General features: G+C 67.5%; 11 protein-coding genes. 3 read left to right on the top strand and 8 right to left on the bottom strand.

The genetic code is table 11. The features are described from left to right. A partial coding sequence (locus CF70_RS38260; RefSeq protein WP_235185195.1) for an ATP-binding cassette domain-containing protein occupies positions 1–360 on the top strand: 360 nt, incomplete at its 5' end. A 14-nt stretch (positions 361–374) separates the two neighbouring features. On the opposite strand, the gene pgi is transcribed toward CF70_RS38260, so the two are convergent. The 8 genes from pgi to CF70_RS24925 all read right to left on the bottom strand — a co-directional run bounded on the left by pgi (position 375) and on the right by CF70_RS24925 (position 10662). Then, on the bottom strand, positions 375–2021 hold the full coding sequence (gene pgi / locus CF70_RS24960; protein WP_035870964.1) for a glucose-6-phosphate isomerase: 1647 nt from the start codon (positions 2019–2021) through the stop codon (positions 375–377). Between the two features lie 249 nt (positions 2022–2270). Beyond that, positions 2271–3242 (bottom strand): DMT family transporter, encoded by a 972-nt coding sequence (locus CF70_RS24955; RefSeq protein ID WP_035870962.1) that lies wholly within the window; start codon positions 3240–3242, stop codon positions 2271–2273. Then, entirely contained in the window at positions 3239–4873 is a 1635-nt protein-coding gene (locus tag CF70_RS24950) for an NAD(P)H-hydrate dehydratase (RefSeq protein ID WP_152561910.1), read from the bottom strand. The genes CF70_RS24955 and CF70_RS24950 overlap by 4 nt, the downstream gene beginning before the upstream one ends. Before the next feature lie 2 nt (positions 4874–4875). Beyond that, entirely contained in the window at positions 4876–6156 is a 1281-nt protein-coding gene (locus CF70_RS24945) for a D-amino acid dehydrogenase (protein WP_035870960.1), read from the bottom strand. A 64-nt stretch (positions 6157–6220) separates the two neighbouring features. Further along, positions 6221–7531: a TRAP transporter large permease gene (locus tag CF70_RS24940; RefSeq protein WP_035870958.1), complete on the bottom strand. Its 1311-nt coding sequence runs from the start codon at positions 7529–7531 to the stop codon at positions 6221–6223. Beyond that, positions 7531–8082: a TRAP transporter small permease subunit gene (locus CF70_RS24935; protein ID WP_035870956.1), complete on the bottom strand. Its 552-nt coding sequence runs from the start codon at positions 8080–8082 to the stop codon at positions 7531–7533. Before CF70_RS24935 ends, CF70_RS24940 begins: the two co-directional genes overlap by 1 nt. Before the next feature lie 120 nt (positions 8083–8202). Beyond that, the gene (locus CF70_RS24930; RefSeq protein ID WP_051648942.1) at positions 8203–9165 is read right to left on the bottom strand and encodes a TRAP transporter substrate-binding protein; all 963 of its coding nucleotides are present in this window, start codon (positions 9163–9165) and stop codon (positions 8203–8205) included. Positions 9166–9318: 153 nt separating this feature from the next. After that, positions 9319–10662 (bottom strand): amidase, encoded by a 1344-nt coding sequence (locus CF70_RS24925; protein ID WP_035870954.1) that lies wholly within the window; start codon positions 10660–10662, stop codon positions 9319–9321. A 306-nt stretch (positions 10663–10968) separates the two neighbouring features. On the opposite strand from CF70_RS24925, the gene CF70_RS24920 reads away from it, so the two are divergent. Continuing rightward, positions 10969–11571: a winged helix DNA-binding protein gene (locus tag CF70_RS24920; RefSeq protein WP_035870952.1), complete on the top strand. Its 603-nt coding sequence runs from the start codon at positions 10969–10971 to the stop codon at positions 11569–11571. Positions 11572–11697: 126 nt separating this feature from the next. Further along, the coding region (locus CF70_RS38255; RefSeq protein WP_235185194.1) for a hydantoinase/oxoprolinase N-terminal domain-containing protein at positions 11698–11882 on the top strand (185 nt) is incomplete at its 3' end.

Here is an 11882-nt window from a genome sequence, read left to right as displayed (position 1 = left end):
TTGCGCGGCGAACCCGCCGGCGTCCGCGAGCGCGCCGCCGACATGCTTGCGCGGGTAGGACTGGGCGGGCGCCTGTCCCACTATCCGCGCACGCTCTCCGGCGGCGAGCAGCAGCGCGTGGCGCTGGCGCGCGCCTTTGTGGCGCGTCCCGATATCCTCTTTGCCGACGAGCCTACCGGCAGTCTCGACACGGCTACCGGCGAGGCCGTGATTGCGTTGATGTTCGAGCTCAATCGCGATGCCGGCTCAACGCTGGTGCTGGTCACGCACGATCGCTCCGTGGCAGCCCGCTGCGGGCGCATCCTGACCATCGACGCCGGCCGCGTGGCCAGCGACGAATGGATGACGGCCCCCGTGTAGGCGCTGGGCCAGCGTCAGGCGTTGCCCAGTGCCGCCCGCGCCCGCGCGATCAGGGCGCTGGTGGAGGCATCGTGCGCAGGCTCCTGGCCACTGGCGGCCGCGTTGGCCTCGCCAGTGAGTTCGCACTCGATCGGCTTGGCCAGGATCTTGCCCAGTTCCACGCCCCATTGGTCGAATGAATTGATGTTCCACACCACGCCCTGCACAAAGGTGCGGTGCTCATAGAGCGCAATCAGCGCGCCGAGCGTGTGCGGCGTGACGTCTTCCATCAGCAGCGTGTTGCTTGGGCGATTGCCCTCGAACACCATGTGGGCGATGCGGATTTCATCGCTCAGGCCGCTCGCGCGCAGTTCCTCCGCGGTGCGCCCGCGCATGAGCGCCTCGGCCTGGGCAAAGCAATTGGCAAGCAGCTTGGCATGATGGCCGGGCAGGACGCGCGGGGGCCGCAGCGGCGCCACGAAATCCACCGGCACGATCTGCGAGCCCTGGTGGATCAGCTGGAAATAAGCATGCTGGCCGTTGGTGCCGGCGGAGCCCCAGACCACCGGCGCGGTATGGGCGCGCACGTGCCGGCCATCGAGCTGGACGGATTTGCCGTTGCTCTCCATTTCCAGTTGCTGCAGGAAGGCGGGAAACAATTCGAGCGAGGTCGAATAAGGTGCCATGCAACTGGTCGGCATGCCGAAGAAATTGCGGTACCAGATGCCGATCATGCCCAGCACGACCGGCATGTTCCGCTCCAGCGGCGCACTGCTGAAATGCTCGTCCATGGCGCGGCCGCCGGCCAGCAGGTCGGCGAAGGCGTCGAAGCCCACCGCCAGCGCGATCGACAGCCCAACCGAGGACCACAGCGAGAAGCGTCCGCCGATCCAGTCCCAGAATTCGAACATATGCGCGGGGTCGATGCCGAAAGCGCGCACCGCCTCCACGTTGGTGGATACGGCGGCGAAATGGCTGGCCAGCTGGTTCCTGGCCACGTCCCTGTCAAGGAACCACTGGCGCGCGCTACAGGCGTTGGCCATGGTTTCCAGCGTGGTGAAGGTCTTCGAGCAGACAATCACCAGGGTCTGCTCAGGGTCGAGCCGGTCCAGGGTCTCGGCCAGTTCGGTGCCGTCCACATTGGAGACGAAATGCATGCGCGGCCCGTTGCCCGCCAGGTGGGAGAGCGCGCGGCACACCATGCGCGGGCCGAGGTCCGAACCGCCGATGCCGATATTGATGACGTCCGTGATGCGCTTGCCCGTGGCGCCGGTCCAGTCGCCGCTGCGCACGCGTTCCGAGAACACCCGCATGCGGTTCAGTACGTCGTGAATGGCGGGCATCACCGGCTTGCCATCCACCTTGAAGCTTGCGTCGGGACCGGCACGCAACGCAATGTGCAGCACCGCGCGGTCCTCGGTGGCGTTGATGTGGTCGCCCGCGAACATGGCATCCCGGCGCTTGGGTACGCCGGCTTCGTCCGCCAGTTGCATCAGCAACGCCATGGTCTGCGGCGTGATGCGGTTTTTCGCGTAGTCGAGATACAGGCCTGCCGCCTCCAGCGAGAACTGCTTGACGCGCTGGCTGGCGGAGCCGTCGGCGAACCACTCGCGCATCGGCGTCTCGCGAATGGCGTCGTGATGTTGCAGGAGAGAGTGCCAGGCGTGTAGGTCTGTGGGCATGCGTGCGTAATTCTTTGAAGGCCAGCGCGGAAGTCCGTTCTAAGCTAGGTTTCAGCCATATCTTATTACTCCCGGGCAGGCCATTTGGCGGGCCTGGTCCGCGGCCCTGGTCCGGCCGCCGGGAGCGGCTTAAGTATAACGCGCACTTTTGGCGCGACTTTAGGATTTGGCAGCAAAGCCCGGCATTAATGCCACTAGCAGAAACAATAGCAGGGCGAATCCTGTCCGGCTGTCGGTGGCGTTCTGACATCAGCCCGGGCGGCCAAGCCGGCGGGCGACCGCGCGCAACGCCGATTCCCCTCCCGCCACGCAAACGCCGCCGACGCAGATCACCGCCACGCCCAGCGCCGTGATCCAGTCCGGCAACTGGCCGAATGCCAGGTAGCCGATCGTCGTGGCCGACAGGATCTGCAGATAGAGGAAGGGGCTGAGAAACGAGGCATCGGCGTACTGGAACGCCCGGATCACAAAATAATGCCCAACCGAACCGGTAATGCCAGTGCTCACCAGCAGCACCGCTTGCAGGGGCGTGGGCACCGCCTGGAACCAGAAAAAGGGCACCAGCAGCGTGGTCAGGGCGGCGCCGGTGACGCCACTCTGGATCAGGGTGGTCATGGGCGCGTCGTGCGCGGCGATGCGCCGGGTCAGCATCTGCATCAGCGCGAATACCAGCGCGGACAGCAGGCCCAGCGCAATGCCCGCCCCACTCAGCTCGCCGCCCGGCCGCACCACGATCAGCATGCCGGCGAAGCCGATCGCCACGCCACTCCAGCGGCTGACGCGCGCATGCCGTCCCGGCCGCTCGCCCAGCAGCCAGGGCGACAGCGCCACCACGAACAGCGGGGCACAGAAATTGAGCGCGGTGGCCTCGGCCAGCGGCATCAGCTTGAGCACGCTGAAAAACACCAGGGTCGAGACCAGCATCAGCCCGCCGCGCAGCCATTGCAGGCCCGGCTTCACCGGGCGCCATTGCTGGCGGAAGCGCGCCGGCCCGAGCAGAAGGAAGACGGCGATCACATGGCCGACATAGCGCACCCAGGCTACCGCGGCCACCGGCAGGCCTTGCTGCGTCAACGTCTTGCTGCTGGCATCCAGCAGGCTGAGGATCCACTGGCCGAGCACCAGCAGGGCGATGCCGGTGAGCAACTGGCGCCGGGCCGGCGAAGCGGCCGTGGCGCTTGCGGGGGATAGATGGGTAACGCTGTCGGTGGCCTTGTTCATGTGCCGCGCGGATCCCGCAGCAAGGCGTTGAACAGGCTGCGCATCGGCGTGTAGAGCTCGCTGGCGGTGAGGCCGGCGGGGCCGGTGCCATGCGCCACCAGGTGGTCGGCGGCGCGTCCGTGCAGCCAGACCGCCGTCTGTGCCGCCTGTAGCGCCGGCATGCCCTGGGCGAGCAGGGCGCCGATCACGCCGGCCAGCACGTCGCCGGTGCCGGCAGTCGCCAGCCCGGCGTTGCCGGTCGGGTTGACCGACAGCGCTACGTTGCCCCTGGCGTCCGGTGGCGCCGCGATCACTGTGCCGGAGCCTTTGAGCACGATCACGGCCCGCCATTGCGTGGCCAGCAAGCGTGCCGCCGCCAGGCGGTCGCGCTGGATTTCCGCCACGCCGAGGCCGGCCAGCCGGGCGGCTTCGAGCGGGTGGGGTGTCATCACGCGCACCAGCGGGCTGCCCTCCAGCATGGCAGCGAGCGCGGCATCCGAGGCGAGCAGGTTCAGCGCGTCGGCGTCCAGTACCAGGGCGGGCAACTCGGCGGCGCAGGCGCTGCCGTGCAGCAATTGCGCGAACTGCTCGCGTGCCGCCGTGCCGGTGCCCATGCCCGGGCCGACCACCAGCGCGGACATGGCAGACAGCGCGATCTCCGCGATCGGGTGCAGCATCAGTTCCGGTTGCACGGGGTCTAGCAGCGGCGCAGGCTGCGCCAGGAAGCCGATGTGCACGCGCCCGGCGCCAAGGTGCAGCGCGGCGCGCGCGCCGAGCAGCGGCGCGCCGGTCATGCCGATGCCGCCGCCGATCACGGCGAGCGAGCCGAACGTGCCTTTGTTGGTGGCATGGCGGCGCGCGGGCAGTGCCGTGGCGAACGAAGCCGGCACGTTGACCGTGGCGCAGGCCGGCTGGGCCGGGGGGTAGGGCAGGCCCAGCGGGGCGATATCGACTTCACCCGCGCAATCGCGCCCATCGAGCGTCAGCAGGCCCGGTTTGGCCGCAATGAAGGTCAGCGTGCGGCAGGCACGGACCGCCGGCGTGCCGGCGCCGGTATCGGCGAACAGCCCGCTCGGGATGTCGAGCGCGAACACCGGCAACCCTGAGTCCGCCAGATGCGCGATCCACTGCGCCATAAAGCCATCGGCGGCACGGTTCAGGCCGATGCCGAGCAGCCCGTCGACCAGCGCGCAGGTATCCCCGGGAATCGCAGGCAGGGTGCCGTGGCAGGCCGTCTCCGGCAGCGCGCGCAGCGTGACGCCCGCCGCGCGCGCCTCGAGCCAGGCGCGGCCGGCGTCGGCGGGCAGGCGATCGGGCTCGGCGGTCAGCCACACCTGGACCTGGCGCCCGGCCTGGTGCAGACGGGTGGCGGCCACCAATGCGTCGCCGCCATTGTTGCCGGGTCCGGCCAGCAACAGCAGCGGGCCAGCCGGGGCATGGTGCGCCAGCCAGGCGGCCGCGGTATTTCCTGCCCGCGTCATCAGTTCGAAGGCGGGCAGGCTGGCCATGGCGGTGGCTTCGACCTGGCGGATGGCCGCCACGCCGTAAAGCGGGATCTCGCTGGCGCTGGCGGTGTCCAGCGGCAGCCAGGCGTCGGCGGCCAGCACCGTGGCTGGCGCGTGCGTGGACGGGATCTGGGTAGGGGTTTGCATGGTCAGCGCGGGCCTAAGCCGTAGCGGGCGGGGGTCAGGCCGTCCAGGTCGATGCCGGGGCGGTTGCCCGCGATCAGGTCGGCGGCGATGCGGCCGGAGCCGCATGCCATGGCCCAGCCCGTGGAGCCGTGACCCAGGTTGGGAAAAAGTCCGGGCACGGCGGTGGCGCCAATCAGCGGCGGGCCGTCAGGCAGCATGGGGCGGGCGCCGGCCCAGAGCGTGGCGTTGTCATAGTGGCCGGCGACGGGAAACCAGTCGCGCGCCACCTTGAGCAAGGTGTTGATGGCCGCGGGGCGCAGGTCGAGCTTGCGCGAGCCGAGTTCGGCCGTGCCGGCAATCCGCACGCGGTTGCCCATGCGCGTGATGGCCACCTTGTACGACTCGTCCATCAGCGCGGCCAGCGGCGCCTGCAGTTCGTCGCTGACCTGCACCGTGGCGGAGTAGCCTTTGACCGGGTAGAGCGGGATGCGCAGGCCAAGCGGACGCAGCAAGGCCGCGCTGGCGACGCCGGCGCTCACCAGTACGCGATCGGCGGTGAGTGTTTCGCACGTGGCGCGGGCAGCGCCGGCGTGCAGGTCCAGCGCGAGCTTGCCGCCCGGCAGCGGCCGCAGCGCACGGGCGTGGCTGTCCATGACGAAGCGCACGCCGGCAGCTTCCGCCAGCACGCGCAGCCGGCGCACGAACATCGGGCAATTGCCGGATTCGTCCTCGGGCAGGTGCAGCCCGCCGGCCAGCGGCGTGTCGGTGGTGAGGCCGGGCTCGATGCCCCGGCAGCCAGCGGCATCGACCAGCCGGTGCGGCACCTTGTGCTCGCGCAGCAAGGCCAGCGCCGGTTCGGCCAGGCTCCGGTCGCGCTCGGTGCGGAACAGTTGCAGGTAGCCTTGCGACTGCTCGTAGTCGATCTCCAGCTGTTTGCGCAGCGTGTGCAGGCATTCCCGGCTGTAGAAGGCCAGGCGCTGCATGCGCAGCTTGTTGACGCGGTAGCGCTCCAGTGTGCATTCGCCCAGCCAGCGCGCGATCCAGCGCCACATGGCCGGATCGGCGCTGGGCCGGAACAGCACGGGCGAGGTGCTGGCAAAGAGGTTGCGCAGCACCTTGCCCGGCATGCCGGGCGCGGCCCAGGGGGTGACGTAGCCGGGCGCGATCACGCCGGCGTTGCCGAAGCTGGATTCCTGCGCCGGCGCGGCGCGCCGTTCGACCACGGTCACTTCGAAGCCGGCTTCGCGCAGGTACCAGGCGGAGCAGACGCCGATCACGCCGGCGCCGATGACGATCACATGCATGGCACTCCGTTGAGGGCCGGACCGGCCCTCGCTGTCTTGCGGCGCCATCGGCCAAAGCCGATGGCTACTTCAACTCTTTTTGCATGACCACGTCGGGCAGCCAGGTGACGATTTCCGGCCACACGGTGACGATGGCGATCGCCACCACCATCATCATGAAGAATGGCAGCGACACCCGCGCTATGTAGTTGCTGTCCTTGCCCGTCATGCTCTGCAGCACGAACAGGTTAAACCCCACCGGCGGCGTCACTTCGGCGATTTCCACCAGCAGCACGATGAATATCCCGAACCATACCAGATCGAATCCCGCCGCCTGCACCATCGGCAGCACCGTGGCGGTGGTCAGCGCGATCATGGAAATCCCGTCGAGCGCGGTCCCCAGCAGGATATAGATCACCGTCAGCACCGCGATCAGCGCCCATGGCGACAGGTGCATCGCGGCCACCCATTCCGCCAGCGCGCGCGGGATGCCCGTGAAGCTCATGGTCACCGACAGGAAGGAGGTGGCGCCCAGCACGAACATGATCATGGCGGTCAGCCGGGTGGCCGACATCAGGCTCTCCCAGAAGGCCTTGCGCGTCAGCGATCCGCCCACCCATGCCAGCGCCAGCGAGGCCACCACGCCGTATGCCGCAGCCTCCGTGGCGGTGGAGTAGCCGGTGATCATGATCCAGGTGATAAAGGCGATCAGCACGATGCAGGGCATCAGCTGGCGGATCGATGCGAGCCGCGAGCGCCAGTCGAAGCGTTCCGCCTGCGGCGTCTTGTCCGGGTTCGACAGCGCCCACACCACGATATAGCCCGAGAACAGCAGCATCAGCAGCAGGCCGGGCAGGAAGCCGGCCAGGAACACACGGATGATCGACACATCGGCCGAGACCGCATAGACCACCATGGTGATCGATGGCGGAATCAGGATGCCGAGCGTGCCGGCGCACGACAGCGAGCCCAGCGTCACGCGCTCGTCGTAGCCGCGCCGCGTCAGTTCGGGCAGCGCGGATTTGGCGATGGTGGCGCAGGTGGCGGCCGACGAGCCCGACACGGAGCCGAAGATGCCGCACCCCAGGATGTTGACGTGCATCAGCCGCCCCGGCAGCCAGTTCAGCCACGGCGACAGCCCGTTGAACATCTGCTCGGACAGCTTGGTGCGGAAGAGTATCTCGCCCATCCAGACAAAGAGCGGCAGCGATGCCAGCGTATAGGAAGCGCTGGACGACCACCACGCATTGGCCAGATTGACCAGCGCATCGCGGTCGGCGAAGACCACCAGCCCCACCCAGGAGGTGACGGCGATGGCAACCGGAATCCACGCGCCGATGACCAGGAAGACGATCATCACCACCAGCAGGATCAGGGAAATCAGGACGGTGCTCATCAGACGGTCTCCCCGAAATCGCCGGCGGCCAGCTTGGCTTCCTGCGCCAGCTGGTAGCGCGGCTTTTGCCGGCGCGCCACGCGCTGCAGTTCATCGAGCACCGCCAGCATGAAGCCGGCGCAGCCCAGCACCGCGAAGCTCTGCGGAATCCACAGCGGCACCACGATCTGGCCCTGCGAGACATCGCCGATCTCCCAGCTCTGCCAGGCGAAGGAGAACAAGGCCCAGGTGGCATAGGCGGCGAACACCGCGCAGATGAGCAGCGAGACCAGCTCGAGCCACCAGCGCATGCGCGGCTTGACGGCCTCCAGCAGCATTTCCACGCGCACGATGCCGCCATGCTGGAAGGTCTGGCCAAGGACGAGGAAGGCGGAAGCGGCGCACAGCCATGCAACGATGTCGTCGCCGCCCTTGAAGATGATGGTGGTCTCGCGCGAGAACGACATCAGGATCATGATGATGCAGACCCCGAGAATGCATAGCGCGCCGAGCACGGCGAACAGGTCAAGCAGCCGGTCCAGCCAGCGCTTGTTGACGGAAGGAGCTTCCATGGCGAGAGGGGAGGGAGAATGCGGTGAAAAAAGGGCGCGGGATGCTGCGGCAGCAGTGGCCGCGACGGCAGGCAATGCCGCCGCGGCCGGATACGGATCGCTTGTTTCTCGCTACTTCGCTTACTTCTTGTAGGCGTCGAGAATGGCCTTGCCGTCGTCGCCGGCGCCCTTGGCCCATTCGTCCACCATCGCCTGGCCGACCTTCTGCATGTCCTGCTTGAGCTGGGGCGAGGGCGGCTGCACCGTCATGCCGTTCTTGCCGAGCACGGCCAGGTACTCACGTGTTTTCTGCTCCGATACCTGCCAGCCGCGCTTCTCGGCCTCGGCAACGGTCTTGAGCAGGGCGTCCTGGGTCGGCTTGTCCAGCGCGGCGAAAGACTTCTTGCTGACCACCAGCATGTTCTTGGGCAGCCAGGCATCCACGGTGTAGAAGTACTTCACACTCTCCCACACCTTGGTATCGACGCCGGTGGCGCCGGAGGACATGAAGGAGTTCACGGTGCCTGTCGCCAGTGCCTGGGCGAGGTCGGCGGCCTGGATCGTCACCGGCTGCGCGCCCACGAGCTCGGCGATCTTGGAGGTGGCAGGGTTATAGGCGCGCCACTTCAGGCCCTTCATGTCGGCCGCGTTGTTGAGCGGCTTGTTGGCGTAGATGCCCTGCGGCGGCCAGGCCACCGCGTACAGCAGTTTCAGGCCCTGCTTGTCGAGCACCTTGTCGGTGACAACGCGCGAGGCCTGCCACAGCTTGTAGGAGTCCTGGTAGCTGGTGGCGAGGAAGGGCACCGCATCCACGCCGAACACCGGGTTCTCGTTGGCCAGCAGCGACATCAGGATTTCGCCCATCTGGACCTGGCCGGTCTGCACGCCGCGCTTGATCTCGTTGGCCTTGAGCAGCGAACCGTTGGGGTGGATCACGATCTTCAGCTTGCCGCCGGTGGCCTTCTCCACGTCGTTGGCCATTTGCTGCAGGTTCTCGGTGTGCAGGTTGCTGACCGGGTAGCCGGTCGGCAGGTCCCATTTGGTCTCGGCTTGCGCGGCGGACATCATGACGGAGGAGGTGGCAAGCACCCCGCCCAGCAGCATGTACTTCAATGTTGCCTTCCCTTGCATCGATCTCTCCTGGTTGATCGTTTTGGCTGATACGTCTTTGTCTGTCTTTGACTTTTGTTTCTTGTCTTTGCTGCCCGTGCAACCTGGCTCATGGATTGCACGGCAGTGTGCGGCTTGGCCGGCGCCTCAGGCGGCCGGCTTGACGATGGATTCCAATGCAATTGCCGTGCCCAGCAGTTGCGCATCACGCAGCGCGCCGTGCGAGAGCATCAGGCCGACCGGCAATTCGTCCGGCTGGTGGCAGGGCAGCGAGATCGAGCAGCCGTCAAGGAAATTGAAGGCCGACGTATTGCGCAGCAGCAGGGCATTGGTGCGGAAGAACAGGGCATCGTCCGCCACCAGCGGGGCGATCGGCGGCGCCACCATCGGCACGGTGGGGCAGGCCACGGCGTCGAAGCCGCCGATGCGCGCCGCAACCCGCGCGATCCAGTCGGCGCGGGCGCGCATCAGGTCGACATAGTCGGCCGCGCCCATGCTGGCGCCGCGGTCGATGCGCGAGGCTACGCGGGGGTCGTATTGCTCGCGCCGGGTGGCCAGCGCGTGGCGGTGGATGGCATAGGCCTCGGCGGCGGTGAAGCCGCCCGCGGCGTTGATGGCGGGCAGTTCGCTCAGCTCGGGCAGGTCGATGTGCTCGATCTGCACGCCGGCCGCGGACAACCGGCCCAGGGCGCGGTCGAAGGCGCGCGCCACGACGGGGTCGAGGTCGTCCAGCAGGTATTGGCGCGGGATGGCCAGGCGAATGCCGGCAGCGGCCTTGATGGCCGGGATGACAGCCTCGTCGGCGATCACGCTGTCCACCAGAACGCAGTCATGCACCGTGCGCGCCATGGCGCAGGCGGTATCCAGGGTGTAGGACAGCGGGAAAGCGCCGTCCAGCGGCACGCGGCGGGCAGTGGGCTTGAAACCGGCCAGGCCGCACAGGGCCGCCGGGATACGGATGGAACCGCCGGTATCGCTGCCCAGCCCGGCTACCGCCAGGCCCAGCGCCACGGAGACGGCGGCGCCGGAGGACGACCCGCCGGGAATGCGTGCCACCTGCGCATCTGCCGGGTTCACGGGCGTGCCGAAATGCGGGTTGATGCCCACGCCGGAGAAGGCGAATTCGGTCATGTTGGTGCGGCCCACCAGGGCCGCGCCGCTGTCGCGCAGCCGGCGCACCACCGTGGCATCGGCCGTGGCCGCCGCCGCGTCGCTGCGTACCGGTGAGCCGGCGTGCGTGGCTTCGCCGGCGATATTGAACAGGTCCTTGACCGAGACCGGCAGGCCGGCCAGGGGATGCAGGGGCTTGCCGGCCAGGCTGGCCGCGTCGGCCGCACGTGCTACCTGCGCCGCGGCGTCGAAGGTGGTGTGCAGGAAGACGGCATTGGCCGCCGGCGTCTGCGCAAGCTGCTCCGCTTCAGCGATCACGTTGGCCCGCGAAGTCGCGCCATCGCGAAGTTTTGTCTGTAATGTATGGATATCCGTGGACATTGGGCTTGCGCTCAATCGCGCTCAGGAGGGTTCGGATCGAGTCTATCCAGTGGATTCGCACCGCGCAACCAGCCCGTTGCCGGGCGCGAGAAGGTCCCTGGGATAGTGCGTGAATCGCTTTCTCCGCCCTGTTTTCGTGCAGAATCCACGGTGACATCCCCGATGTTTTGCTTGGATTTATTTTGTGTTTATCCTCATAATTTGTTAATAAACTGTCAAGCCAAATATGGTGGCGGCGGCATCGGGGTTATACCTAGTCATCCTTGTCATACCGCCCAGGCACCAACCCACGAAAGGAGTGAAGACATGGCGCGTAAGCCAGCATCCGAGCCAGCCCGGGCCGACGACGACGGCAGCGGGAACGAGGCGTCCGCCCGGTCCGCGGCCAGCGCGTTTGCGCGATCGTCCGGGCCGAATATCGTGTCGTCTTCGCACCTGGTGTCCGAGCGCAGCCCGGAACTGTCCGAGTTCGAGTTCGGCCTGAACACGGCCTACAACGCCTATAGCCGCTGGGTGGTGCGCTGCATGGGCGCCTCCGGCGTGCGCGACCTGACTTTCCTGGATGTGCTGGTGCTGCATCACGTCAATCACCGCGCGCGTCCCAAGCGGCTGGCCGATATCTGCTTTGTGCTCAATGTGGAGGACACCCACCTCGTCACCTACGCGCTCAAGAAGCTGCAGGGCCTGGCGCTGGTGGAGGGCGAGCGGGTCGGCAAGGAAGCCACCTACATCACCACGCCCGCCGGCACGGAAGCCTGCGCGCGCTATCGTGAGATCCGGGAGCAGTGCCTGACCAGCAATTTCTCCGCGGGCAGCGCGGAGAACGTCGAGATCGGCGAGCTGGCACGACTGCTGCGTGTGCTGACCGGCCTGTACGAGCAGGCCGCGCGCTCGGCCACGTCGCTGTAGCCGCCCTTGCCGATACAACGGTGACTTCCGAAGCGACCCGCGTCCGGGCTGCTTCGGGAATCGCTTGCCTGACGTTCCAGGTTTTTCCCCGACATTGCCATCACGCCGCTGCAAGGAAGCCCCCGTATGTCGCTGCCATTCTCCGCCGCCCATGTTTCGGATCGCCGCCGCTGGCAATTCTGGATCGACCGCGGCGGCACCTTTACCGATGTGGTCGGGCTCAGGCCGGACGGTACGGTGGTCACGCACAAGCTGCTGTCCGAGAATCCGGAGCAATACAGCGATGCCGCGGTGGCCGGCATCCGCCACCT

Origin of the sequence: Cupriavidus sp. SK-3 (genome assembly GCF_000611145.1) — a bacterium.
GTDB lineage: Bacteria > Pseudomonadota > Gammaproteobacteria > Burkholderiales > Burkholderiaceae > Cupriavidus.
The sequence above is the reverse complement of the archived record's forward strand: the minus strand, read 5'-3'. Positions and strand labels throughout refer to the sequence as shown.

Coding starts and splice junctions, on each gene's coding strand:
- pgi (WP_035870964.1), bottom strand. CDS start 2,021: ATGCCCACAGACCTACACGCCTGGCACTCTCTCCTGCAACATCACGAC.
- CF70_RS24955 (WP_035870962.1), bottom strand. CDS start 3,242: ATGAACAAGGCCACCGACAGCGTTACCCATCTATCCCCCGCAAGCGCC.
- CF70_RS24950 (WP_152561910.1), bottom strand. CDS start 4,873: ATGCAAACCCCTACCCAGATCCCGTCCACGCACGCGCCAGCCACGGTG.
- CF70_RS24945 (WP_035870960.1), bottom strand. CDS start 6,156: ATGCATGTGATCGTCATCGGCGCCGGCGTGATCGGCGTCTGCTCCGCC.
- CF70_RS24940 (WP_035870958.1), bottom strand. CDS start 7,531: ATGAGCACCGTCCTGATTTCCCTGATCCTGCTGGTGGTGATGATCGTC.
- CF70_RS24935 (WP_035870956.1), bottom strand. CDS start 8,082: ATGGAAGCTCCTTCCGTCAACAAGCGCTGGCTGGACCGGCTGCTTGAC.
- CF70_RS24930 (WP_051648942.1), bottom strand. CDS start 9,165: ATGCTGCTGGGCGGGGTGCTTGCCACCTCCTCCGTCATGATGTCCGCC.
- CF70_RS24925 (WP_035870954.1), bottom strand. CDS start 10,662: ATGTCCACGGATATCCATACATTACAGACAAAACTTCGCGATGGCGCG.
- CF70_RS24920 (WP_035870952.1), top strand. CDS start 10,969: ATGGCGCGTAAGCCAGCATCCGAGCCAGCCCGGGCCGACGACGACGGC.